Source organism: Clostridium sp. AF34-10BH (assembly GCF_003478095.1).
Lineage (GTDB): Bacteria > Bacillota > Clostridia > Lachnospirales > Lachnospiraceae > Acetatifactor > Acetatifactor acetigignens.
Window position 1 is genome coordinate 61,538 of sequence record NZ_QUEC01000010.1, and the last position, 23,942, is coordinate 85,479.

Annotated in this window: 22 protein-coding genes and 3 tRNA genes; 5 read left to right on the plus strand and 20 right to left on the minus strand. The window is 45.5% G+C overall.

Features of this window, described 5'->3' with window-relative positions; genetic code table 11:
• Positions 1-24 precede the first annotated feature (24 nt).
• Both DWZ61_RS08725 and DWZ61_RS08730 read right to left on the minus strand, forming a co-directional pair.
• Positions 25-885: a sugar phosphate isomerase/epimerase family protein gene (locus tag DWZ61_RS08725; RefSeq protein WP_118538097.1), complete on the minus strand. Its 861-nt coding sequence runs from the start codon at positions 883-885 to the stop codon at positions 25-27.
• A gap of 13 nt (positions 886-898) precedes the next feature.
• Positions 899-2,053, minus strand: coding sequence for a Gfo/Idh/MocA family oxidoreductase (locus tag DWZ61_RS08730; RefSeq protein WP_118538098.1), 1,155 nt, complete (start codon positions 2,051-2,053; stop codon positions 899-901).
• A 125-nt stretch (positions 2,054-2,178) separates the two neighbouring features.
• Between DWZ61_RS08730 and DWZ61_RS08735 the strand changes: the two genes are divergently transcribed.
• Entirely contained in the window at positions 2,179-3,081 is a 903-nt protein-coding gene (locus DWZ61_RS08735) for an AraC family transcriptional regulator (protein ID WP_118538099.1), read from the plus strand.
• A 53-nt stretch (positions 3,082-3,134) separates the two neighbouring features.
• On the opposite strand, the gene DWZ61_RS08740 is transcribed toward DWZ61_RS08735, so the two are convergent.
• From DWZ61_RS08740 to DWZ61_RS08770, 7 genes are all read right to left on the minus strand, one after another.
• Positions 3,135-3,452, minus strand: coding sequence for a hypothetical protein (locus DWZ61_RS08740; RefSeq protein ID WP_182427038.1), 318 nt, complete (start codon positions 3,450-3,452; stop codon positions 3,135-3,137).
• A gap of 7 nt (positions 3,453-3,459) precedes the next feature.
• Entirely contained in the window at positions 3,460-3,837 is a 378-nt protein-coding gene (gene dctP / locus DWZ61_RS08745; RefSeq protein WP_227734025.1) for a TRAP transporter substrate-binding protein DctP, read from the minus strand.
• 360 nt (positions 3,838-4,197) lie between these two features.
• Positions 4,198-5,493, minus strand: a complete 1,296-nt coding sequence (locus DWZ61_RS08750; protein ID WP_118538101.1) for an ATP-binding protein — start codon at positions 5,491-5,493, stop codon at positions 4,198-4,200.
• 272 nt (positions 5,494-5,765) lie between these two features.
• The gene (locus DWZ61_RS08755; RefSeq protein ID WP_118538102.1) at positions 5,766-7,313 is read right to left on the minus strand and encodes an InlB B-repeat-containing protein; all 1,548 of its coding nucleotides are present in this window, start codon (positions 7,311-7,313) and stop codon (positions 5,766-5,768) included.
• A 280-nt stretch (positions 7,314-7,593) separates the two neighbouring features.
• Positions 7,594-10,218 carry a pyruvate, phosphate dikinase gene (ppdK, locus tag DWZ61_RS08760; RefSeq protein ID WP_118538103.1) on the minus strand — a complete coding sequence of 875 codons (2,625 nt, stop codon included), beginning with the start codon at positions 10,216-10,218 and terminating at the stop codon, positions 7,594-7,596.
• A gap of 341 nt (positions 10,219-10,559) precedes the next feature.
• Positions 10,560-12,539 carry an oleate hydratase gene (locus DWZ61_RS08765; protein ID WP_118504313.1) on the minus strand — a complete coding sequence of 660 codons (1,980 nt, stop codon included), beginning with the start codon at positions 12,537-12,539 and terminating at the stop codon, positions 10,560-10,562.
• Between the two features lie 151 nt (positions 12,540-12,690).
• Complete coding sequence (locus DWZ61_RS08770) at positions 12,691-13,260, minus strand: TetR/AcrR family transcriptional regulator (RefSeq protein ID WP_118504311.1); 570 nt, start codon at positions 13,258-13,260, stop codon at positions 12,691-12,693.
• Between the two features lie 275 nt (positions 13,261-13,535).
• Between DWZ61_RS08770 and DWZ61_RS08775 the strand changes: the two genes are divergently transcribed.
• Together DWZ61_RS08775 and DWZ61_RS08780 are read left to right on the plus strand one after the other, a co-directional pair.
• Positions 13,536-13,615: transfer RNA gene (locus DWZ61_RS08775), tRNA-Pro, on the plus strand.
• 147 nt (positions 13,616-13,762) lie between these two features.
• A tRNA-Pro gene (locus tag DWZ61_RS08780) sits at positions 13,763-13,837 on the plus strand.
• Between the two features lie 508 nt (positions 13,838-14,345).
• On the opposite strand, the gene DWZ61_RS08785 is transcribed toward DWZ61_RS08780, so the two are convergent.
• The 5 genes from DWZ61_RS08785 to DWZ61_RS08810 form a co-directional block, all read right to left on the minus strand.
• Entirely contained in the window at positions 14,346-15,197 is an 852-nt protein-coding gene (locus DWZ61_RS08785) for an alpha/beta hydrolase (protein ID WP_347475428.1), read from the minus strand.
• A 443-nt stretch (positions 15,198-15,640) separates the two neighbouring features.
• On the minus strand, positions 15,641-16,684 hold the full coding sequence (locus DWZ61_RS08795) for a low specificity L-threonine aldolase (RefSeq protein ID WP_118538104.1): 1,044 nt from the start codon (positions 16,682-16,684) through the stop codon (positions 15,641-15,643).
• 137 nt (positions 16,685-16,821) lie between these two features.
• Complete coding sequence (locus tag DWZ61_RS08800; protein WP_118538105.1) at positions 16,822-18,276, minus strand: aminoacyl-histidine dipeptidase; 1,455 nt, start codon at positions 18,274-18,276, stop codon at positions 16,822-16,824.
• 127 nt (positions 18,277-18,403) lie between these two features.
• Positions 18,404-19,735, minus strand: coding sequence for an MATE family efflux transporter (locus DWZ61_RS08805; RefSeq protein WP_118538106.1), 1,332 nt, complete (start codon positions 19,733-19,735; stop codon positions 18,404-18,406).
• A 110-nt stretch (positions 19,736-19,845) separates the two neighbouring features.
• Positions 19,846-20,322: a MarR family transcriptional regulator gene (locus DWZ61_RS08810; RefSeq protein ID WP_118538107.1), complete on the minus strand. Its 477-nt coding sequence runs from the start codon at positions 20,320-20,322 to the stop codon at positions 19,846-19,848.
• Between the two features lie 415 nt (positions 20,323-20,737).
• Between DWZ61_RS08810 and DWZ61_RS08815 the strand changes: the two genes are divergently transcribed.
• The gene (locus DWZ61_RS08815; RefSeq protein WP_118538108.1) at positions 20,738-20,926 is read left to right on the plus strand and encodes a type II toxin-antitoxin system HicA family toxin; all 189 of its coding nucleotides are present in this window, start codon (positions 20,738-20,740) and stop codon (positions 20,924-20,926) included.
• 23 nt (positions 20,927-20,949) lie between these two features.
• Positions 20,950-21,345 (plus strand): type II toxin-antitoxin system HicB family antitoxin, encoded by a 396-nt coding sequence (locus DWZ61_RS08820; protein WP_118538109.1) that lies wholly within the window; start codon positions 20,950-20,952, stop codon positions 21,343-21,345.
• Between the two features lie 112 nt (positions 21,346-21,457).
• Here the strand turns inward: DWZ61_RS08820 and DWZ61_RS08825 are convergent.
• The 6 genes from DWZ61_RS08825 to infC form a co-directional block, all read right to left on the minus strand.
• A tRNA-Gly gene (locus DWZ61_RS08825) sits at positions 21,458-21,528 on the minus strand.
• 100 nt (positions 21,529-21,628) lie between these two features.
• The gene (locus DWZ61_RS08830) at positions 21,629-22,417 is read right to left on the minus strand and encodes an HAD family hydrolase (protein ID WP_118538110.1); all 789 of its coding nucleotides are present in this window, start codon (positions 22,415-22,417) and stop codon (positions 21,629-21,631) included.
• Positions 22,414-22,644, minus strand: a complete 231-nt coding sequence (locus tag DWZ61_RS08835) for a hypothetical protein (protein ID WP_172594763.1) — start codon at positions 22,642-22,644, stop codon at positions 22,414-22,416. Before DWZ61_RS08835 ends, DWZ61_RS08830 begins: the two co-directional genes overlap by 4 nt.
• A gap of 86 nt (positions 22,645-22,730) precedes the next feature.
• On the minus strand, positions 22,731-23,087 hold the full coding sequence (gene rplT / locus DWZ61_RS08840) for a 50S ribosomal protein L20 (RefSeq protein WP_022153562.1): 357 nt from the start codon (positions 23,085-23,087) through the stop codon (positions 22,731-22,733).
• A gap of 23 nt (positions 23,088-23,110) precedes the next feature.
• Positions 23,111-23,308, minus strand: coding sequence for a 50S ribosomal protein L35 (rpmI, locus tag DWZ61_RS08845; protein WP_022153561.1), 198 nt, complete (start codon positions 23,306-23,308; stop codon positions 23,111-23,113).
• A 66-nt stretch (positions 23,309-23,374) separates the two neighbouring features.
• The gene (infC, locus tag DWZ61_RS08850; protein WP_022153560.1) at positions 23,375-23,869 is read right to left on the minus strand and encodes a translation initiation factor IF-3; all 495 of its coding nucleotides are present in this window, start codon (positions 23,867-23,869) and stop codon (positions 23,375-23,377) included.
• Positions 23,870-23,942 lie beyond the last annotated feature (73 nt).

Here is a 23,942-nt window from a genome sequence, read left to right on the forward strand (position 1 = left end):
GCAGTCTCCCTCATCGTAAGGGAATTACATGCAGTTGTCCAGAAGCTTCATCAAAGCATCATGCGCTATGGTAAATGTCTCAAGACCGCTGAGTACCTTCTTTTCTTTGACAGCAATGCTCCTGCCGTCCTTTTCCAGTGCATGGAAACCCTCAAACTCAAACAGGTGCGGTTCCAGTGACAGGAATCCATCAAATCCGGAGGCTGACAGACGCTTCAGGATCACCGCCACATTTCCGTCACCATAGCCTGCCGGAACTACACTCTGGTCTGACTTCAAGGCATCCTTTACATGGATATAAGCGATGTAGGATTTTAGCATCTCATAGGCTTCCAGCGTATCCTGCCCACACTGTACAAAGTTGGCAAAGTCAAAAATAGCTTTAAAATGATCCCCGTAAAAGGTATCCATGAGTTTTTTGCATTCCGGAGCCATTGCTCCATAGATATCTTTTTCATTTTCATGCAGGAGCAGTGTATCATTCGCAGAGGCATAGTCCACGAATTTACCGATCCTGTCGAAGACTTCGCCCTCATAGGCTGCCGGATCACTCTCCTGCGGAAGATAGAAGCTGAACATCCGGATCGTCGGGCATTCCATCTTATGGCTGATCTCCACTGCCCTCTTGAACTCTTCAAAATGGGGAGTGAAATCATCCGTGATCAGAATTTTACCCAAGGGAGATCCCAGGGCAGAAAGCCGGATTCCATTTTCATCCAGTGTCTTCTTGATCTGCGCCACTTTTTCATCCGTGTGATAGATCAGATTTTCTCCATCCACTCCGCGCATCTCCACATAAGACATTCCCAGTCCTTTCAGACCTGCGATCTGAGCTGTCAGCTCCGGTGCGATTTCATCTGCAAAACCTGTGATTTTTACTGTCATTCTTTTGTCCTCCTTAATATGTTCCTGTCATATCAAATACAATATCAGTGTCTTCCTTTTTTCTGGAAGTGGCACGTTTTTTGTTCAATTCTCGTAAAAACAATTCTTCATCCAACGGCAGTTCCACGGTGCGGTCCAGCCAGCTGGACAGATGCATGGCATTGGACAGAGTGAGCCCCCGGATTCCCTCCGTTCCCTCTGCCACCAATGGAGTTCCTCTTAAAATATGACCTGCGAATGCTTTCAATACACCAATATGCTGCTCGTTTTGTCCATCCGTCTCAATCTCAATTCTGGAATATTCCGGCTTTTTAAATCCTTCCTTCTCCGTTTTGCAGAAATCGCTCACATTGGTGGACAGTTTATCAAAAAATAGTCTGCCTTCCTCGCACACGATTTTTCCCATCTCGAAGGTCAGCTCCAGCCGGTTGGTTCCTGGAGCATCTGCCGTGGTAGTCACGAAGACACCGGTGGCTCCGTTTTCAAATTCCATATAAGCCGTCACATCATCCTCGACCTCGATATCATGCCATTTTCCTTCGTGGCAGAAGGCTCTCACCTTCACAGGCATGCCGCACAGCCATTGCAGCAGATCCAGCTGGTGCGGACACTGGTTCAACAGCACGCCGCCACCTTCTCCGTCCCAGGTTGCCTTCCAGCCCGCCGCATCATAATAGCTCTGATTACGATACCAGTCGGTGATGATCCAGTTGACACGTCGCAGCTGCCCAAGTTCGCCACTCTGGATCATTTCGTGAAGTTTTCTGTATACACAGTTGGTTCTCTGATTTAACATGATGGCAAAGGATCTGTCAGACCTTTCCGCTGCCTCATTCATCTCCCGTACCTGTTTCGTGTAGACTCCTGCCGGTTTTTCGCTGATCGCATGCAGTCCATGCTCCAATGCATAGATGACGAATTCCGGATGCAGATAATGTGGTGTTGCCACCAGAACGGCATCACAGCTTCCCGAATCAATCATTTTCCTGCCATCATCAAATACCTTGACCGTCTCCGGAAGATTGTTCCTTGCCCAGTCCAGGCGGCTCTGCCAGATATCCGCTACGGCGGTCAGTTCCATATCCGGCACCATCCCTTTCAACACATTGCCTGCATGACCGGTTCCCATACTCCCAATACCAATAATGCCCAGTCTTACCTTTTCCATTTAGACACCTTTCCTTTCATTCTCTGATGTATTTCTTTGATGTTCTTATTGTAACTTCTCTACGGTTGTAATAATATGTATATAAAATACTAATTTTATGCAAGATAACGACCTTTGGAGTGCCTATGAAAACCCAAATGACTATTCCCTATTTTACAATTGATGCACCCTATGAACTGGCTTACCGCAACAACGGAACCTCTTCTCCTGCCAGACCGCATACGCACAACGCTCTGGAAATATATCTTACAATGTCCGATCTCCCGGATGTCCTCTTAGACGACACTGTCTCCAGTGTTTCGAAAGGATCTCTGATCATCATTCCGCCTCACCATGTGCATCAGCTGTTCAATCAGAAGCTGACCATCTATGAGCGCTACGTCCTGAATATTAACAGCGACTGGCTGTATACTGTCCTTGGAGCCGGTTCCGGACTCATGCCTTATGCAGATCCGGCTTTCTCTCCTGCGATCCTCCGGCTTTCTCCCACCGGGCTTACCGGGCTCTGCAGTCAGTTGGATCACTATTTGCAGCTGCATCCTCAGCCCTCCCTTTCTGCCTATGCGGATTTTTTCTCTCTGCTAAGTATACTGGATAGCCGGATCCAGCACGGCCTACAGGCATCTTCTACCGGACAGCGTTCTATTTCCCAGTCCCAGAAAAACATCAATGAGGTCATGGCCTTTATCAACCGGCATCTGACAGAGCCACTGACCCTGGAAAGCATTGCTGCAGAATTCTACCTAAACAAGGACTATCTCGGGCGCCTGTTCAAGGAACATACCCATGCCACCATCGGGCATTATATCTCCGTGCAGCGGGCTAACCTCGCCCAGACGATGCTGGCAGAGGGCCGGACCGTCACCGAGGTACAGGAACTTCTCGGCTTCTCCAGCTATGCCTATTTCTTTAAATTTTTCAAAAAAATGACCGGGATCTCTCCCAGTCAATATCGTAAAGATAACACTATGCCTCTGTCGCATTCTCCGTCTCCACATTCCAAAAAAGGAACTGTAGCCTGTGTATAAACACACATTGCAGTTCCTTTTGCTTTTACCTGTCTACTTCACAAGCTATCTTATTATTTAGTCAGCAGCATCATAATGTCATTGCTTCTTGCCACGAACTTGGTCATGGCATCGGCAGACAGAGGTGCGTGCTGAAGCTTTGCCAGATCGTACAGCTGCTCGCAGATCATTTCTGCATTCTCACCATCCTGGTGCTCAGTAATGTACTGTACCAGAGGATGGCTGGCATTCAGGATCAGGGTCTCTCCCTCACCGCCGAAGGCACTCATGTCCATACCGGGCATGGAATACAGCTTGCTGATGCTCTCCGCCTGCTCTTCCATCTCTTTCTCGGCCTTCTTGGAAGTCTTGGACTTCAGGGCATCGGTCACATCCGCATCAATACGCTGGAACTTGATTCCCTCGTTCTTTTTCTTCCGCAGAAAGGGTGCTCACACAAGTTCCGTTGGCAATGGCGGTCTGTCTGGACTGTTCCTCTCTGTCTTTCCAGAGTACTCTTTCATATTCCGCAGACTCTCTGGCACATTCCCGCAGGATTTCTCCGTCCAATACCCTCCACATATGCTCCGAATCTCTGTACAGATACGGCAATTGCAGTACATTCATCTCCGGTGCCTGTTCTGCGATCTGCGACAGGGAAACTCTTGCAAAAGCGATCCCGCCGTATTTGATCTGTTCCAGTACTTCGCTTTCCGAACCCAGTTTTGCTTCACTCTCCACGATGATGTGGATCCGTCCTCCGGTACGCTCCTGCACCAGTTCTGCAAAACCTCAGCGTTACCCAGCGCCGCATCCGGGTGCCATTGATTCGCTCCGACGTCTCTGTGACCGATGCCGCTCTCGTCCAAAGTTCCCGGCAGATGCATCTGCGCTGCCGTTCCATCCGTCAATATTACCTTCCACGTTCCCACCAGTGAAATCCCCATCGCAATCCCTCTGTTCTTATATAATTTTTTATATTTTTCAGTCATCACGAAATATAGTTAGTTTCATTATAGACTTCACCTCAAATTCAATGCAACGGATTCTCCTTCATGTTCTATGCAAAAAAGAACCACATTACCGATATTTCTATCAGTAATGCGGTTCTTGAATTCTTATCAGTATGCCCACGGTTCAAATACAAAATGCCGCATAAAGCGGAACCACCTTTTTGTTGTCCTCAAACGCAAAGTTTTTCGCGGAAAGTTTGATCGCGTAAGCCGGCTTATAGGTATCCATATAGACCTTTAAGCTTTTGGCTCTGGTATTATCGGCGGATTTCACCTCAATCGGGATCAGCTGACCATCCCGCTGGATAACGAAATCTATTTCAGCCCCACGCTCGGATTCCCAGTAGTAAGTGTTATAACCATTGATGGCAAGCTGTACATTGACATAATTTTCTGTCATGCCACCTTTAAAATCATTCAGTTCCTCCACCATATAGAGAATATCGTTTGCAGCCAAATCCTTCTTGGCGCAAAGCAGCCCCAGATCCGAAACGTAAATCTTAAACGCATCAATATCCCGATAATTTTCCAAAGGCTTCTTGATCTGCTCTACCCTATAGACCTGTGACGCAATTCCCGACAGACAGAGCCATTCAATCGCATTTTCAAATTCAGAAGCACGTCCACCCTTTTTGATCAGCTTATATTGAAAGCGGGTATTTTTCTTGGAAAGCTGAACCGTAATATTATCATAGGCAAGTCTGGTTTTCTTAATTTCATTCAGATTATTGTATTTGCCCATATCATTCAGATAACTTGTCAGAATGGTATCCTGCGTATGGCGGATCAGGATATAATCCCCTGTCTGGACAAACTGCATCACACACTCTGGCATACCGCCTACCACAAGATACTGACGGTAAAGCTGCATGGCTACATCATGGAGTGCGGATGGCATCGGCCGATTCGTTTCAAAACATTTTTTAATCTGCTCTACAAGTTCATCCTCTCTCACAGCAATCATAAATTCTTCCATATCCATCGGATACAGCGTTTTCATATCAACCGTACCAACGGGAAATGAAAATTTTGCTCTGTTGACGGCAACGCCCAACAGGCTGCCTGCCACAATAATATGATAATCCGGGGCATCCTCACAAAAATATTTCAATGACGTTAAAGCCCTTTCGCAAAGCTGTACCTCGTCAAATACAATCAATGTTTTTTCTTTTACAATCGTCTGACCTGCAATATGAGATAAAATCGGTATCAAATAATCAGGACTGATCTTTTCCTCAAAGGTTTCATTCAGTTTTGGATTCGTTTCAAAATTGAAATAGGCTACATTTTCATAATGAATTCGCCCGAACTCTAAAATAGAATAAGTCTTCCCCACCTGTCTTGCCCCCTGCAAAATAAGAGGTTTGCGGTGTTCATTTTCTTTCCATGCTTCCAGAAAACCCATGATTTTTCTATACATGATCCATCCTCCTTAAAGGTCCTGAATATAGTATAATTATTATTCATGTAAAATTCAATATGTTTTTGTGCCGTTTTTGCATTAAAATGCATGAATATTTTTATGAAATCATCATTTTCCGACATGTTTGCTATGGTTTTTACATTTTTACATTTTTTACGTTTTTACATTTTTTTACAAGGAATCGCGTTTGCAGTAAAAGCACCCCCCGCCACAGGTTTTTATTCCTGTAGCGGGGGGTGCTGTAAAATATGGGATTCAACTATCGCAGATCAGTATTCCAATACATAGGTTGCTGTCTCGGTAATCGGGAAGCATACCTGTCCGCCTGCATTCGAAACTGTCTTGACAATGCGGGTTCTGCCGTTGGCATCTACCTTGTAAACCGTCACTTCTCCGTTTTTCACAGGTACTGTGGTATGGAATACAACGTTTGTACCCAATGCCTGTTTGTTGGTAAAGTCGATGGTTCTGGAATGCTCTGTAACAGTATCCTTATGTTCAAAGTTGGTTTCCTTGTAACCGGACAACTTGCTCTTTGCAAGGAAGGTTACTGCATCTGAGTTGCTGATGAATACATGCAGGCCACGCAGAGCTGAGGTGGACACTGCTTTCACTGTTGCTGCAGGAATTGTCTTGTCAAAGCCGCTGGCATCTACATGAAGCAGATCCTGGTTGGCACCGGATACATTCTGCTGCTTGTCTTTTGTCTGGGTAGAGATCACTTTTGTAATGGCATCCCATCCGGTGATCTGCTCTCCTGCGATATTTGTGGTGGTCAGTACCGGTTCAGGAGCTGATGAGCCGGAGTCAGAGGAATCACTGCTGGTGTCTCCGGCGGACGGTGCAGTTGTCGGGGTCACAGGAGCAGGTGCCGGAGTCGGGGTTACCGATGGATTTTCAGAATCATCCGATGTTGTGCCCGGAGTTCTCAAAACATAATAGGTATACTTACTCATCCAGTTTTGTTCCAGACTTTCCGGAACCGGGTTATAGCCTACACCTCCTTTTGCGGTGTTATAAGTAATATAACATACGGTATCAAAATTATAAATTCTTCCTATAATAACAGCATATGCATCATTTGGGTACGGATGTTGCACAAGATATTCATTCGCAAACTTTTTTGCTTCTGACAAGGTAAAGAAAGGCAGGTCAGCACTTTCCAGTTCTTTTATGGTCGTTGCTTTCACCCAGTCTTTACTTCCTTCAGGCCATTTTTTGCACCAGTGCGCATTAATTTCCGTTCTTCCATTATATACGCTTCTTAATGATATGTCCTCCTTATTACTTTGGGGGTCTTCACTCTGAGGATCTTCATACCACCCAGTAAATATATAGCCCTCTTTCGTAGGTATCGGAAGATCTGTAAATACTCCTGCTACCGTTGTTATAGTATCTGTCTTCCACTCACCGCCGTCAAGATTTAATTTAACTTCCTGTGAAGGGAAAAAGTAATGATTAGCTACAGAAATATCTATAGTATCAAGAGTCTTAGAACGAACTTCAATGTCCGCACCATAAAGGCATATATATTTTCCACCCTTTTTTCCTAATATGTAATACTCGTTTTTACTTGACTTAATATAACTATGAGCCCATTCAGCATTAAAAATAAAATTATCATATGTAGTCTGGCTCAAATTGTCCAAAACGGCTACCTTTGTGTCCAAGTCGTCTTTATTGTCCTCCGTCACCTGTATCCAGCCCGAGTTTTCACCCTCTGCTGCTTTCGTGCGCATCTCCGGCACCATACCTGCTATCAATGTAACAACAAGCGCCAGGCTAAGCACCTTTCCTAAAAATTTTGTTTTTCTCATTCTCTTTCCCCTTTCTTCTGTACTTCCGATTTCTATAAATCTGAGTTGTGTTTATTATAACAGCATTTCCAGAAAATAAGCGGCAGATTGCACCAATCGACCCAAAAACGACATCAATCGACCGGGACGGAAATATCGTGCTTTAATTCAGACGAAATAGTAACAAAAAAGAACCTCATTACTGATATTTCTATCAGTAATGAGGTTCTCATCTTATTCTCATATACCCCAATTTATTGCTTGCGCAATACCCTCTCAGATCTGCGTGTTTACCGCCAAATTACTTATCGGCGATAGCAGCCTGTGCTGCAGCCAGTCTTGCGATAGGTACACGGAAAGGTGAGCAGGATACATAATCCAGACCAATCTTGTGGCAGAACTCTACGGAAGAAGGATCTCCACCGTGCTCACCACAGATACCAACGTGCAGCTTAGGATTTACAGGCTTACCAAGCTTGATAGCCATCTCCATCAGCTTGCCGACACCGGTCTGATCCAGCTTAGCGAACGGATCGTTCTCGAAGATCTTGGTATCATAGTAAGCGTTCAGGAACTTACCTGCATCATCACGGGAGAAGCCGAAGGTCATCTGGGTCAGGTCGTTGGTACCGAAGCAGAAGAAATCAGCTTCCTTAGCGATCTCATCAGCAGTCAGAGCTGCTCTGGGGATCTCGATCATGGTACCTACTTCGTACTTCATATCTACACCGGCAGCTGCAATCTCAGCATCAGCTGTCTCGACAACTACCTTCTTAACGAACTTAAGCTCCTTCACTTCACATACCAGAGGGATCATGATCTCGGGCTCTACATTCCAATCGGGATGTGCCTTCTTAACCTCGATTGCCGCACGGATAACAGCCTTGGTCTGCATCTTGGCAATTTCAGGATAAGTAACAGCCAGACGGCATCCTCTGTGACCCATCATAGGGTTGAACTCATGCAGAGAAGCGATGATGGTCTTGATGGTCTCTACGCTCTTGCCCTGTGCCTTAGCCAGCTTCTCAATGTCAGCTTCCTCGGTAGGAACGAACTCATGCAGAGGCGGATCCAGGAAACGGATGGTAACAGGGTTGCCCTCCAGAGCCTCATACAGCTGCTTGAAGTCGTTCTGCTGATAAGGCAGAATCTTCTCCAGTGCTGCTTCTCTCTCCTCTACAGTGTCGGAACAGATCATCTCACGGAATGCTGCGATTCTGTCCTCTTCGAAGAACATATGCTCAGTACGGCACAGACCGATTCCTTCAGCGCCCAGCTCACGAGCCTTCTTAGCGTCTGCAGGAGTATCTGCATTGGTACGAACTTTTAACTTACGATATTTGTCAGCCCAAGCCATTACACGGCCGAACTCACCGGCGATGGTAGCATCAACAGTCTTGATCTCGCCATCATAGATGTTACCGGTAGTACCATCGATGGACAGCCAGTCACCTTCATGGAAGGTCTTGCCAGCCAGAGTGAACTGCTTGTTCTCCTCATCCATAGCGATATCGCCACAACCGGATACACAGCAGGTACCCATACCACGAGCAACTACTGCTGCGTGAGAGGTCATACCACCACGAACGGTCAGGATACCCTGGGAAGCCTTCATACCGGTGATATCTTCAGGAGAGGTCTCCAGACGAACCAGAACAACTCTCTCTCCTCTTGCATGCCATTCTTCTGCATCTTCTGCGGTGAATACGATCTTACCACATGCAGCTCCGGGAGAAGCACCAAGACCCTTACCGATAGGAGTTGCAGCCTTCAGAGCAGCGGTATCGAACTGAGGATGTAACAGAGTATCCAGGTTACGAGGATCGATCATTGCAACTGCCTCTTCCTCGGTTCTCATGCCCTCATCTACCAGATCACAAGCGATCTTCAGAGCTGCCTGAGCGGTTCTCTTACCGTTTCTGGTCTGTAACATGTACAACTTACCATGCTCAACAGTGAACTCCATATCCTGCATATCTCTGTAATGATCTTCCAGAGTCTTACATACTTCCTGGAACTGAGCAAATGCCTCAGGGAATTTGTCAGCCATCTCAGCGATCTTCATAGGTGTACGAACACCTGCTACTACGTCCTCACCCTGTGCGTTGGTCAGGAACTCACCGAACAGGCCCTTAGCACCGGTAGCCGGATCTCTGGTAAATGCAACACCGGTACCACAGTCATCACCCATGTTACCGAATGCCATAGACTGAACGTTAACAGCAGTACCCCAGGAATAAGGGATATCGTTGTCACGACGATAAACGTTTGCACGCGGGTTGTCCCAAGAACGGAATACAGCTTTGATAGCGCCCATCAGCTGTTCCTTGGGATCATCAGGGAAGTCTACACCGATCTTAGCCTTGTACTCAGCCTTGAACTGGCCAGCCAGTTCCTTCAGATCATCAGCGGTAAGCTCAACGTCCTGCTTAACACCCTTCTTCTCTTTCATTGCATCGATCAGCTGCTCGAAGTACTTCTTACCTACTTCCATAACAACGTCGGAATACATCTGGATAAATCTTCTATAGCAGTCCCAAGCCCAACGAGGGTTGCCGGACTTCTCAGCGATTACGTTAACAACGGTCTCATTCAGACCAAGGTTCAGAATGGTATCCATCATACCGGGCATGGATGCTCTCGCGCCGGAACGAACGGATACTAACAAAGGATTCTCGTGGTCGCCGAACTTTTTGCCGGTGATCTCTTCCATCTTAGTAATGTACTCGTTGATCTGACCCTGGATCTCTTCATTGATCTCGCGTCCATCTTCATAATACTGTGTACATGCCTCTGTTGTAATGGTGAAGCCCTGAGGAACCGGCAGACCAATGTTGGTCATCTCAGCCAGATTCGCGCCCTTACCACCAAGCAGTTCGCGCATGTTTGCATTACCTTCGGTAAACAAATATACCCATTTCTTCATACTTCTTTGTCTCCCTTTTTATAATATTTTTGACAAAACTTTGTAACCCAAACCATTACCGGAGCATTTCGGCCTCGGTTTTTAGTACTTTGATATTGTAACAATCTACCAATAGAATATCAAGCCGAAATTGATAATTTTTTGACAGACTACCGATTTTCGTGCATATTGTAAAATTTTGTAGTTGCGTTTTTGTATGTTTTATCTAGTACTTTAGTATTATGTAACCGCTTACAATTGTTCAACTTTCTTTACATGGTTTTTACAGAAGCTTTTTGCATAAAAAACTCCCACCGGTTTTTTCCGATGGGAGTCTTTGCACTTTTATTCCATATACAATTCTAATCCAGCATGCCGTCTTTGATCACATTGTGGTCACGCAGCAGTTTTTCCACTACAGTGCCCTTCACTACGCGAAGCAGCGGCTTCTTCAGTGCATTTAAAGGTCCGGGCAGTTCAATCTCCAGAGGAGACATGCCATCCATCAGCTTCACGCTGCTGTCCAATAACTCTCTGACATCATATACACTTCCCCATACCTCAGGCACACCTCTGTCTACACCTAACAGTCCGTAGACAGCCTCCATAGCGGTTCTCACGGAATACTCTGTGGTGAACACGGTGTCTCTCGGGGTCTCTGCAAACTGGCCTAAGAAAGCGAAGTTCACACAGCCGTCGGGAATGACATCGGGACGGTCACCCTTGGTTCTGGGCATGAAGAATGCGGTAATATAAGGCATCATGGTAGGTACGCAGACTGCGCTGTGCTCTGCCAGATCCTCGATATCTTCTACGGGCACACCTAAGTGATACAGCCACTCTTCGGTGATCTCTTTACCGGTACAATCCTTCATGGGCTTCTTAATATAATCGCCGGGTACGTCGGTAAACAGACCGTATACCCATACACATACCTGATTTTTGTCCTGTTCCTTGAACTGTCCCTGACGGTTGATTGTCCAGCTCATGAGCCACTTGGAATCCTGGCAGCTTACGATACCGCCGGTTACGACCTTACCGCTTCTGGGGTCACGCTTGCAGATATTGGTGATATAAGGAATGATCTTGTCATCCAGTGTGGTCACGGTAGCGGATTCCCAGTTAGTCTTGGAGACATCAGAACAGAACTTCTCGGGATGTCCGAAGGAAGGATCCTGTTTTGCGATATTTTTCCACAGGCTCCATACGCCACTGGTGCGAACCTCCGCGTCACCGTTGGGTGCATGGTTCTGGTCACCGTAGATAGTACCCTCGGTACAGCTTCCGTTGGTAACGAATACCAGGTCGTTCTCGGTGAGGACAATGCCCTTCTCTACACCTTTTACCTTGCACTCGATAGCCTTTGCCACCTTTTTGCCGTCATTGATATCGAAAATAACATTTGTCACTTCGGTGTTGAACTGGAAGTCCACACCTGCTGCCTCCAGATACTTCTTCATAGGAAGGATCAGAGACTCGTACTGGTTGTACTTGGTGAACTTCAGGGCACTGAAGTCAGGCAATCCGGAAATATGATGGATAAATCTTTGGAAGTAAAGCTTCATTTCCAGTGCGCTGTGCCAGTTCTCGAAAGCGAACATGGTTCTCCAATATAACCAGAAGGTGGAGTTAAATACTTCATCATCGAAAACATCTTCGATGGTCTTGTCATACAGATCCTCGTCCTTGGTCATGAACAGCTTCATGATCTCCATGCAGCCCTTCTGGCTTAGATTGAATTTGCCATCGGTATGGGCATCCTGTCCACAATCCTTCGTTGCACGGCACAGGGAATAGTTGGGATCTTCCTTGTTCAGCCAGTAATACTCATCCAGCACGCTGGCTCCGGGTACTTCCAGAGAGGGAATGCTGCGGAACAGATCCCACAGACATTCAAAATGGTTCTCCATCTCACGTCCGCCACGCATGACGTAGCCTCTGGCAGGATCAAAAATACCGTCACAGGCACCGCCTGCGATATCCATTGCCTCTAAGATGTGAATATGGGAACCGGGCATCTGTCCGTCACGTACCAGGAAGCACGCTGCTGCTAAAGATGCCAGACCGCTGCCTACGATGTAAGCGTTCTTCTCATCCACTCCTGCGGGCTTCTTAGGTCGTGCGAAGGCTTCGTAGTTACCGTTGGAATAATAGATGCCTTTGCTGTTTTTGTCATATCTGCCAAGTTCAGTGTTTCGGTAGTCCTGCTTTGCTGCCTTGACGGCTGCCTTTCTCTCTTCTTTCTTCACCTCTGCCTTATGTCCCTTGGTTACTGCTGCCACTGCGCCTGCACCTACTGCCAGCGCTGCCAGTCCCAGTCCGATATTATTCTTTTTTGCCATAATGATTACCACCTTTCTTTGATGACTCTCAAATGTTTTTCTGTTTACAAGTAGTATCCTACTTCTTTTTTATAAGAAAACCAATTTACAAAAGAGGATAAATGATAAAGTTTTTATCATCCTGCCCTTTTTGTAAAGTACTTATACTATTTCAGAATTTCTTTTCCGTGTGCTCAAAATTCTCGATGGAGCGGCTGATGTTTCCGTAAAGAGTGATTGCCAGTTCTTCAACGATCTTATGATAATCGTCCTTCATTCCCCGATCAATCCAGTCTAACATCACACCCACAAAACCGTATTTGTAAAATCCGGCAATGAATTCCTTGTGTTCCTCCGCTACCTGCATGCCGGTGCACTTTTCCTCCACCACGTCCGCAATGAGCTGGTAGGTCAACTTGTTTAAGTAGCTTTCGATCTTCTGGCGATCCACGCAGCGGTAGACATTCATAATGAAAGGTTTATTCTCCTGCACTGCCTCGAAAATCTGGCAGAAGCCTTCTTGCCAGTTCTCGTAGGTCTTCTTCCCCTGCAGTGCCTTCGTGCCGTCTTCCACGCAGACCCACTCTACCAGATCATAGATGTCCTTGAAATGATAGTAAAAAGCCATCCGGCTGATGCCGCAATCCTCTGCAAGTTCGTTAATGGTGATCTTATCCAGAGACTTCGTGAGAAGTTCTTTTTTCAAAGCTGCTTCCAACGCCAGTTTCGTTGTATTGGCCATAGCCTGTCCTCCACTGTTTTATGTATTATTTTCTGTTCTTCCTCGATATAGCTTATGTAATTCTATTATAAGCTCACGCATTCGTACCATCGTACTCTACATCTTACTTCACAGGATATTCATTCGCTAAGGTTGTCGTTCGTCAATCATGTAAACATGTAGACTTCCTTATACTCATTATATTGTACGACAATAGACTCAAAATGGGCAAATTAACTTTTTATAAAAAAACTCTTGCTTTTTGTAAAATTCCATGGTATTATCTTACTTGCGTTTCGGGGTGTGGCTCAGCTTGGTTAGAGCGCCGTCTTAGGGAGGCGGAGGTCGCGAGTTCGAATCCCGCCACTCCGATCCATGTATAGGCGTCAAAATCTTTTTACGAGGTTTTGACGTCTTTTGTTTTGTATTTTATTTGCTGCTTTGGAAAATTGTAGAAAAAATTTGAAAAATTTAAAAAATGGCTTGCTTTTTATAAAATTCTATGCTATGATAGTCTTCGTTCCGGGGTGTGGCTCAGCTTGGTTAGAGCGCCGTCTTAGGGAGGCGGAGGTCGCGAGTTCGAATCCCGCCACTCCGATTCATTGTAAAGTCCTTGATTTTCAAGGACTTTTTTGTGTTACATTTCATGTTGTATCATGGTACTTTTCTGATTTCCTCTATGTTTCCTTTTGGTGTTTCCCTATAGCCACATATGCGTATTGAATCTTTCTGCTTGGAAGTCATCGGGGTATACTGTAGAATTTTGGTAGATTACGCCCCACTATCGAAACACTAACGGGGCTTATCTGAAACATTTTAAAGATTTACGCCCCGCTTTCAGAACGCCAACGGGGCTTATCTGAAACATTTTAAAGATTTACGCCCCGCTTTCAGAACGCCAACGGGGCTTATCTGAAACATTTTAAGATTTACGCCCCGCTTTCAGAACGCCAACGGGGCTTATCTGAAACATTTTAAAAATTTACGCCCCACTTTCTAAGTTTCAACGGGGCTTAGCACAAAGAAATTATAAATTAAGCCCTAGTACTCAAGATTTAGCGGGGCTTAACAAACACAATTTCAGCATGCTTATGAGCTCCACTTAATCATCCAGACACTCCTTTCCCATCTACCTCGCTGAAAAATTTTTCTATCAGTCTGTTTACTTCATCCGGTTGGTCAGTATTGGAATTATGACCGGCATTTTTTATCCATTTAAGCGGTAAACCTTCTCTCTGATGCCATTTCTTATTATAGCTTTTTGCTGAACCTGCTTTATCCTTTTCTCCACAGATAAGAAGTGCCGGACAACTGATACGATATGGCAGATCTGCTTTGATTGCCTCAGCAAGCATCCTGTAACCAAAACCGGCGAGCCTTGCATATTCTTCAGGATCTGAATCATAGGACATCATCATCTTCCGCATAAGATTCTGACCATAATCCGTCTCTGCGCACCCTCTTGACCCTGCCCTAAGAAGCACTTTCCATGGATATATCTTATATAATGGCTCTGCTCTTTCAAGAAGCCATATTTCCACTGCGGTCATATAAGACTTTTGAAGAGGTGCGGAATCAATGGAGATAAAGCCTTTTATCTTATCCGGATATAATTCCATATACATTTGAGCCAGATATCCCCCCATAGACTGACCGATAATTATGGGATTATAAATTTCTTCTTTTACTAAGATTTCATAAAGCCATTCTGCCATGTCAGACAGACTGTAATTATTCGTAAATGGTCTGGATAATGCATGTGATGGTGCATCCCATACAAACACATTCTGTCTCTTCTCAAAATATTCTGTCTGCTTTTCAAAAAGCCTATGGTCTGCCGTAAGTCCCGGTAAAAACACTAACGTAATTTTCTGCTTGTCTATTATATTTACAAAATAATGAATGCAGCCACAGGGTGTATTATAACTGTTTTCTGTCATTTCCCGTCCCCTTTCCATAAACCATTTCCCAATGATTTATCCTTCATATGCCACCTTCATTGACCGATTAACAGAAGACCTCATTGGATATCGCATTGACCTGCCTTAGCTTGTTTATAAAGCAGACCGCTTTTAATAAACAATAATAAGAACATTACGGTTATCGCATACGGCTCTCTTGCCATAGCCAAAAACAAAACAGCAATTATACTAAGTCCTACAGACAAAGCGGTAATTATCTTTTTACCTTGTTCAAATTTGAAATAGACCATCAGTATTTTTACAATTCCTATAATCGTTAAACTAACAAACAATGCCCAATAACCACTGAAATGATGCTTAACTGAATGGCATTGGTCATTTCTTTATCCATGTGTTTTCTCCTCTGTTCTATACCTCATTGATTACTGATTTTTAAAATTCCGCAAACCTTTCCCGGCTTGCGGAATCTTCCAAACATATTATAATTTTTCCACGCACCGGATCAGTGCATCCACATTTTCTTCCTTCGTGGCCCAACCGGTACAGAATCGCACGCAGCTGTGTGTGGCATCGATCCGCTGGTCATAGCTGTACTCAAACTGTTCTGAAATCTTTGCCAGGTGTGCATCCGGAACAATGACGAAGATCTGGTTCGTCCGGTTGGGTGCCAGATATGTGTAACCCTTTGCCGTAAATGCTTCCCGCAGCTTCTCCGCCATGGCAATGGCATGGGCGGAGATCTCCTGATAGAGACCATCTGTAAAAAGCGCATCAAACTGCAGCCCCAGCAGTCTTCCCTTGGCCAGCATGCCGCCGTTCTGCTTGATGAGATATCGGAAATCCTGTGCAAGCTCCGGGTTTTTGATCACTACTGCTTCTCCGAACAATGCGCCGACCTTGGTTCCACCAATATAAAACACATCACAAAGCGCAGCGATATCCGGCAATGTCAGATCGTTGTCCGGTGCTGCCAGTCCGTAACCCAGTCTGGCACCGTCTAAGAACAGATACAGTCCGTATTTGTGACAGGTCTCGGACAGAGCGGTCAGCTCTGCTTTACTGTAAATGGTTCCCACCTCGGTAGGATTGGAAATATATACCATTTTCGGCTGTACCATATGCTCAAAGCTACCGTTGTGAATATGGGCTTCATAAGCCTCTGCTACCTGCGCTGCCGTGATCTTACCGTCAGGGCTTTCTAATCCCAGTACCTTATGTCCGCAGGCTTCCACCGCACCGGTCTCATGGACATTGATATGTCCTGTAACAGCGCAGAGTACGCCCTGGTGCCTGCGAAGTGCCGCATTGATCACAGTGACATTGGTCTGGGTTCCACCTACCAGAAAATGTACTGCCAGGCTGTCATCCCCACAGGCCTTACGGATCTTCTTGCGCGCCTCTTCACAGTATTTGTCCTCACTGTAGCCCGGTGTCTGCTCCATATTGGTCTGCACCAGACGTTCCAACACTTTCGGATGTGCTCCCTCATTATAGTCACACTGAAATAAAATCTTATCGCTCATTTTTTATTGACACCGCCGTGACAGTGTATTTCCTCCAACGTTATTTATATTTTAGCTTTTTCTATTTGCTAACTCTTTACATTTTCGATTGTTTCTATCTTATTTGATTCTCCAGACTTTCTGTTACTCAAATTCAGTCAGTCCTTTGTCTCCAGAACCCTTACCAGATATTCCCACACTCTCTTCGTGGAAGATATGCTTAAGGTCTCCTCGGTCGTATGAATATCCTTCATATCCGGTCCCATGGATACACAGTCAAGGTCTGAGATTTTGCTGCCTAACAGTCCGCACTCCAGTCCTGCATGGATAGCCTCCACCCTGGGCTCAGTGCCGTACATTTCCGCATACAGCTTCACCATTTTTTCCCGCAACGGAGAATGCACACGGTATTTCCAGCCGGGATAATCTCCGGTCACCACGTAATCGCCGCCTGTCAGTTCCACCAGTGCAGAAAGCTTTGCGATCAGGTTATCCTTCTCACTTTCCACGCTGCTTCTGACAGAATACTCTGCCCGCAAAACTTCCACATCTGCTTTCAGTATACCCAGATTCAGAGAAGTCTGTACCAGCCCCGGCATATCTGCGCTCATCGCCTGTACGCCGTTGGGAGTCGCCTGCAAAAAGGCTGCCACACGTTTTGTAGCTTCCGGCGCAGCACAGGTGATTGTCTCTGCAGTGTCTGCTAATCTTTTTGCGGTTACCTTTACGTCCGGATCCTTGGTGGCAAGTTCGTCACCCAGTTCTGCTTCCAAAGCTGCTACCTGCTGCTCTAAGCTTTCTGTATCTTTTTCCTCTACTACGACTACTGCTTTCGTCTGTCTGGGGATGGCATTGTCTGCCAGTCCTCCGTCCGCAGATACCAGTCCTACAGGCATTTTCTCAGACAGCTTCCACAGAAGTCTTCCCAGGATACAATTGGAATTGCCTCTTTCCTTATGTATCTCTCCGCCGGAATGTCCTCCTAAGAGGCCGGAGACTTCCACCTCATAGCGCACGCCCGTAAGCTCCTGTTTTTTCATCGGGAAACGGCAGTTCACTCTGGCACCACCGGCACAGCTGGTCAGGAAAATGCCTTCGTCCTCGGAATCCAGATTGATCATACGATGACCCTGTAACATAGACAGGTCAATCTCTCTGGCTCCGTCCATACCGACTTCCTCATCCACCGTAATGATGACTTCCAAACGGGGATGCCTGATGTCCTCGGAATCCAATAATGCCAGTGCATAAGCCACAGCAATACCATCATCGCCGCCGAGGCTGGTATTCTCCGCATAGACGCTGTCTCCGTCGATCCCTACCTTCAGTCCTTCCGTCTTCATATCCATGGTGCAATCCGGTGTCTGCACCGCTACCATGTCCATATGTCCCTGCAGGATCACCACCGGTTCCTTCTCGTATCCGGGAGTTGCCTCCTTGACCATAATGACATTTTTCATAGCATCCTGTATATAGAAAAGCTTATGTGCTTTCGCAAAGTCCACCAGGAAATCGCTGATCTGATCCACATTGCCGGAGCCGTGAGGGATCTTCGTGATCTCTTCAAAATAGTAAAATACTTTCTTCGGTTCTAAGTTCGATAAAACACCCATTTTCATTTCCTCGTTTCTGCGCTTTTATAGAGAACAAAGTGCACTTTCAGTATAAATATTTGTCATTTTTCTGTCAAGGAAACAATCCGAAGCATTCGCAGAACGCAGTTTGCATGGCTTTGAATAGTTATGCATAATGATATTTTTTTCTCTTGGCGATCAGGAATCCTATTGTCACAAACAGTGCCAGGAACTCTGCCAGTACGATGGACAGCCATACACCGGTAATGCCGATCAGTTTCGGCAGGATCAGCACGATGACGATCTGGAACACGAAGGTACGCAGGAAAGAGATTGCTGCGGATACGGCTCCGTTGTTCAGGGCTGTGAAGAAGGAGGAACCCCACACGTTCATGCCGCGGACCATGAAAGCAATGGCATAGATCCGAAATCCCCAGGTGGTCATCTCCAATAACTCCTGATCGTAGTTTGCGAAGATTTTTACTAACGGTCCGGCCAGAATCTGAGAAGCGGTCAGCAGAATCACACCGCCGGCCGAGATAATGACCAGACTTTTCCGGCAAAGATTTTTCAGTTCCGCATGATTGCCCGCACCGTAATGGAAGCTGACGATAGGAGCAGATCCCAGGGAATATCCCAGATACAAGGTCATGAAAATAATGTCCACGTACATGATGATGCCGTAAGCCGCCACACCATTCTCGCCTGCTGCTTCCATCAGCTGGAAGTTATACAGGATGCTAACGATAGAGGTAGAGATATTTGTCACCAGCTCAGAAGATCCGTTGGTCACAGTCTGCCAGATGACTTTTCCATGCCACTTCGCCTTCCCCAGCTGCAGTAAGCTGCCGTTCTCTCTGGAAAAATAGATTACAGGGATGATTCCGCCGACGAGCTGTCCCGCTGCGGTAGCCAGTGCTGCTCCCACCAGTCCCAAAGGAAATGCCACGATCAACACATAGTCTAACACCGCATTGGTCAGTCCTGCGATCACATTTACCTTTAAACTCAAAGTCGGCTTCTCCGCTGCGATAAAAAAGCTCTGGAACAAATACTGCATAACAAATGCCGGGGAGGACAAAAACAAGATTCTGGAATAACGCACGCAGTCCGCTTCCAGTTCTCCGTTTGCTCCCAGTGCCAGTGCGATCTGCGGTGCCAAAACAAAACAGATGAATCCCACCACGATTGACACCGCCAGTGTCACATATACGATCAGCGAAAAAAATTCGTTAGCCAGTTCCTTTTTCCCTTCTCCCAGCGTCATGGAGACCACGGCGCTTCCTCCGGTACCTGCCATGAATCCAAGAGTTCCCACACCCATCAGCACCGGCATCACCAGATTCAGGGCGGCGAAAGGCGTCTTTCCCACATAGTTGGATACAAAAAAGCCATCGACGATACTGTACACCGAAGTACATAACAACATTAAAATGGAAGGTGCCACGAAACGCAGCAGCCGTTTATAACTAAAATGATCAGATAACTGTATTTTCATAATAACCTCATGCCTTACTATTACCCGCATGCCTTCCGGCACTTTCTCAACAGATACTTCTGCGCATTATGCAGGCATCGTTTTCGTGTCATCATCGGAGGTTCCTGCGATCACGCGGGATCCCCTTGTCTTGTCAGTTCCTCTATTTCTTCTCGGAAAAATTCCGTATGTTTTTTCATAGTTTTCAGTAATATTTCTGCCTCCTGCTCTCCTATCGCCGCCAATGCCCGGCGCTCCGCATCCATCAGCGGAACCACGATCCTCTCCACAGTCTCTTTCCCCTTCTCTGTGAGATATATCCTCTTATTCTTGCGGTTGTCTTCCTCCGCCCGCAGAATAAGCAGACCTTCCTCCGTCATATTTTTCAGTGCGGAATTCACTGTCTGGGGCGTGTAGAACCAATAGTCGCAGATCTCCCTCTGGGTAAACGCCTCTTTTTCCCGTTCCCGGATACAATACAGAATCCAGAAAGCCGTCTCCGACAGATTACAGTTTTTTGCATAGACCCGGTACAGGTCATCCATCTCTTTGATCAGCTGATTGTACAATGTGATCTGCGCAAAAGATTTTCTGCTTTCCTCTTCCATATCGCTTTCCTCCTGTAACTACATCGTTGCATCTGTTTGTTTTTATCCGAAATCGGACTAAGCGGCATTATAATCCGAAATCGGATTATTGTCAACCCATAAAAAAATACGCAAAACTGACACTTCTCATTGTGTCCTTGAGCGTATCGTTATATAATAACTTTGGCATCAGTTCCGGGAGGAGTGCGGTTCGCCCGTATCGCCAGTGTCTAGGTTCACCTTATTGAATATCCCGTAGAACACTCGGCGGCTGATGCTATTCTGAAATATTCTGTTTTTCAAAATTACTGTTTTATATTACCCCAACACACTACTATTACTTCTTTCTTTTTATATGTAATATTACGTATTATTTATTGACATACGTAATATTACATATTACAATGGTTTTGAGGTTGAAAAGGAGATACCAAAGATGCCAATGACCTCACAGGAGATGATCAAACTCCTACTAAGAAACGGTTTTACGGTTACCAGCCAAAATGGCTCCCATGTAAAACTGAAGAACACAGACACTCATAAAACCGTTATCGTTCCTTATCATTGCAGAGGCATAAAAAAAGGCCTGGAACAGGCAATACTAAAACAGGCCGGCTTAAAATAACAGCCACAGTAAGGAGAATAAGAATGAAAAAACTTTTTTATCCAGCACTTTTCCATAAAGCGGAAGAAGGAGGATTTTGGATCACCTTCCCAGATTTTCCCGAATGCATGACGCAGGGGGAAAATATGCAGAACGCCTACGAAATGGCATGGGATGCGCTTGGTCTTGCCGTAGTCTCCCGTATAGAGAATAGGGAATCTCTTCCCCCCGCCACAGAGCCCTACGCCATCACCGCAGTTTCCGATACCTTCTGTATAATTGTGCCCTTTGACCTCATAGCATACCAGAAAAAGCATAACTCCAAAGCCATCAAAAAAACTCTTTCCATTCCTGAATGGCTGAATGAAGCTGCTACAGACATGAATGTAAATTTTTCACAGGTATTGCAGGATGCTCTTCTTCAAAAATTGAACCAATAAAACATGTTGCATTCCATGTTGCATTTTGCAAACTATTACGTCAAAATACAAAAAATCAAAATGCGCAAAGACCCATTTCTACAGGTTTTTGCGCATTTTCTATAAATATAAAAGCAGATAACGGGAATCGAACCCGCCTTTCCAGCTTGGGAAGCTAGCGTTCTACCGATGAACCATATCTGCAAAGGAACATAAGATATTATACTCCATGTTCCTTTATTTTGCCAGTCCTAATTTTTACTATTTTTACATTTTTACCATTTTACTTATTTGCTTATCCTTTTTACTTATCCAAGACTCCCAACCACTTCAGAGCGTTCCAAATGCCGTCTTTATCCACGTCCGTGGTGATATAATCTGCTGTTTCCAACACCTGTTTACTGGAATTACCCATAGCAATGCTGGTGTGGGCATACTTTAACATCGGCAGGTCGTTATTGCTGTCTCCGATGGCCACAGTGTCTTCCATGGGGATTTTCAAATAGTCCGTAATGTAACGGATTGCTGTTGCCTTGGAATATCCTTTGGGGACAATCTCGTAAAACCCTTGTTCTCTATCAATAAAATCCAGTATTTCCGACAGGTCACGCTTCATTCCATCCATTCCCGCCGGAGTCTCTGCATAGGCATATAATTTATCATAGTTGCCCGGTGCATTGGCATAGCGATCGTATTTTCGATTCTCAATCTCACGTGCCATATGGCGGAAAGTTTCGGTAAATACTTCTTCTCCTCTGGGAGCATAGTCTTCCCTGCTGCCTTCCAGAACCGCATCCACATGATATTTTTTCATTGCTGTCAGAATTGCCTTAGACTCCTCCATGGAAAATGTCTTGTGCATCAGCTGTTTTCCATGAAATTCAATCTCCGTTCCGCAGCCCAATAACAATCCGTCGAATTCCACCTGTCCGGTAAGATTTTCCCCTACCAGCCGTTTCGTACGCCCGGTGTTGATCATGCAGATATGACCGTTGGCTCTGGCGATGCGGATGGCTTCCTTCGTGCTCTCTGACATCAGTTCACTTCCTCCGCATATTAAGGTTCCGTCAATATCAAAAAATATTATCTTCATCTCAGATTCTTAAGCTCCTCTACCAGATCCAGATCGGATTTCTGTACCTTCAGATTCGTGGACACAGGCTCTTCACCGGGTCTTGTGATCGTGATCTCGATAATGGTTCCTTCCGTGATCGCTCCACCCATAAAAAATCTGCTTACAAACGCTACAAATTTGGGATGATTACTCTCGAAGGTATTCTTCGCATTCATCAGTTTCATCATCATTCCGGGATTTATCATAATGGTCTCCTTCCAAATAGTTGCAAAAAGAAAGGCTGTCCGCACCATCCGAAAACAGTGTGTCCAGCCTTAACAGTTGCTATTATTTACGCGATCTTGGACTTAGCCAGCTCTGCAAGGGTCTTGAAACCTTCTGCATCGTTAACTGCCAGGTCTGCCAGCATCTTTCTGTTCATATCAACGCCTGCAAGCTTCAGACCATACATGAATTTGCTGTAGGATAAACCGTTCATTCTGGCTGCTGCGTTGATACGAGCGATCCACAGCTGTCTGAACTGACGCTTTCTCTCTTTTCTACCTGCATAAGAGCTGGTCAGAGCTCTCATAACAGACTGCTTTGCTACTCTGTACTGCTTGCTTCTTGCGCCTCTGTAGCCCTTTGCAAGCTTTAATACTCTATTGTGTTTCTTCTTGGCATTTAAGCCACCTTTAATTCTTGCCATGTCTTATTTCCTCCTCGCCTGAATTATAAATAAGGTAAAATCTTCTTCATATTCTTAACATTAGTTGCATCCGTAATTGCAGGCTTTCTCAGATTACGTTTTCTCTTGGTAGATTTCTTGGTTAAGATATGGCTCTTGTAAGCTTTAGATCTCTTTAACTTACCGGTTCCTGTTGCTTTAAAGCGCTTAGCTGCTGCTCTGCTTGTCTTCATTTTGGGCATAACGAGTTCCTCCTAAACTTTACTTAATCTATCGTGCCGGATCCCGGCACTTTTTAACTGTACGAATTAACGCTTCTCAGTTAAAAACATGGTCATGCTTCTGCCTTCTACCTTGGGAGCTTTTTCCACTACCGCAATATCGGACAGGCTCTGTGCGATATCATCTAAGATATGCTTGCTGTTGTTCATGTGTGCCATCTCTCTGCCGCGGAATCTCAGGGTGATCTTCACTCTGTCTCCCTTGGTCAGGAACTTCCTGGCTGCACCGATCTTGGTGTTCAGATCGTTAGTATCGATATTGGGGGAAAGTCTGATCTCCTTGATATCGATGACTTTCTGCTTCTTCTTTGCTTCCTTCTCTTTTCTCACCTGCTCGTATTTGTACTTACCGTAATCCACGATCTTACAAACAGGAGGCTTTGCCGTAGGAGCAATCTTTACCAGGTCCAGTCCCGCTTCCTCTGCCATCTTCAGAGCATCTCTGGAAGAAACGATTCCGAGCTGTTCTCCGTCTTCTCCAATCAGTCGTACTTCTTTGTCTCTGATCTGTTCATTAATCATTAAATCGCTAATGGTTGTGTACCTCCATAAGAAAATGTGTTAAACAATAAAAAAAGCAGATAGCATAACTATC

Excerpts from the sequence above, each read along its gene's own strand:
- DWZ61_RS08765 (WP_118504313.1), bottom strand. The coding sequence starts at position 12,539 with ATGGCAAAAAAGAATAATATCGGACTGGGACTGGCAGCGCTGGCAGTA.
- infC (WP_022153560.1), bottom strand. The coding sequence starts at position 23,869 with ATGATTAATGAACAGATCAGAGACAAAGAAGTACGACTGATTGGAGAA.
- ppdK (WP_118538103.1), bottom strand. The coding sequence starts at position 10,218 with ATGAAGAAATGGGTATATTTGTTTACCGAAGGTAATGCAAACATGCGC.
- DWZ61_RS08795 (WP_118538104.1), bottom strand. The coding sequence starts at position 16,684 with ATGAGCGATAAGATTTTATTTCAGTGTGACTATAATGAGGGAGCACAT.
- DWZ61_RS08815 (WP_118538108.1), top strand. The coding sequence starts at position 20,738 with ATGCCAATGACCTCACAGGAGATGATCAAACTCCTACTAAGAAACGGT.
- DWZ61_RS08750 (WP_118538101.1), bottom strand. The coding sequence starts at position 5,493 with ATGTATAGAAAAATCATGGGTTTTCTGGAAGCATGGAAAGAAAATGAA.
- DWZ61_RS08735 (WP_118538099.1), top strand. The coding sequence starts at position 2,179 with ATGAAAACCCAAATGACTATTCCCTATTTTACAATTGATGCACCCTAT.
- DWZ61_RS08725 (WP_118538097.1), bottom strand. The coding sequence starts at position 885 with ATGACAGTAAAAATCACAGGTTTTGCAGATGAAATCGCACCGGAGCTG.
- rplT (WP_022153562.1), bottom strand. The coding sequence starts at position 23,087 with ATGGCAAGAATTAAAGGTGGCTTAAATGCCAAGAAGAAACACAATAGA.
- DWZ61_RS08770 (WP_118504311.1), bottom strand. The coding sequence starts at position 13,260 with ATGGCCAATACAACGAAACTGGCGTTGGAAGCAGCTTTGAAAAAAGAA.
- DWZ61_RS08755 (WP_118538102.1), bottom strand. The coding sequence starts at position 7,313 with ATGAGAAAAACAAAATTTTTAGGAAAGGTGCTTAGCCTGGCGCTTGTT.
- DWZ61_RS08820 (WP_118538109.1), top strand. The coding sequence starts at position 20,950 with ATGAAAAAACTTTTTTATCCAGCACTTTTCCATAAAGCGGAAGAAGGA.
- DWZ61_RS08830 (WP_118538110.1), bottom strand. The coding sequence starts at position 22,417 with ATGAAGATAATATTTTTTGATATTGACGGAACCTTAATATGCGGAGGA.
- DWZ61_RS08810 (WP_118538107.1), bottom strand. The coding sequence starts at position 20,322 with ATGGAAGAGGAAAGCAGAAAATCTTTTGCGCAGATCACATTGTACAAT.
- rpmI (WP_022153561.1), bottom strand. The coding sequence starts at position 23,308 with ATGCCCAAAATGAAGACAAGCAGAGCAGCAGCTAAGCGCTTTAAAGCA.
- DWZ61_RS08800 (WP_118538105.1), bottom strand. The coding sequence starts at position 18,276 with ATGGGTGTTTTATCGAACTTAGAACCGAAGAAAGTATTTTACTATTTT.
- DWZ61_RS08805 (WP_118538106.1), bottom strand. The coding sequence starts at position 19,735 with ATGAAAATACAGTTATCTGATCATTTTAGTTATAAACGGCTGCTGCGT.
- DWZ61_RS08730 (WP_118538098.1), bottom strand. The coding sequence starts at position 2,053 with ATGGAAAAGGTAAGACTGGGCATTATTGGTATTGGGAGTATGGGAACC.
- DWZ61_RS08835 (WP_172594763.1), bottom strand. The coding sequence starts at position 22,644 with ATGATAAATCCCGGAATGATGATGAAACTGATGAATGCGAAGAATACC.
- DWZ61_RS08785 (WP_347475428.1), bottom strand. The coding sequence starts at position 15,197 with ATGGAAAGGGGACGGGAAATGACAGAAAACAGTTATAATACACCCTGT.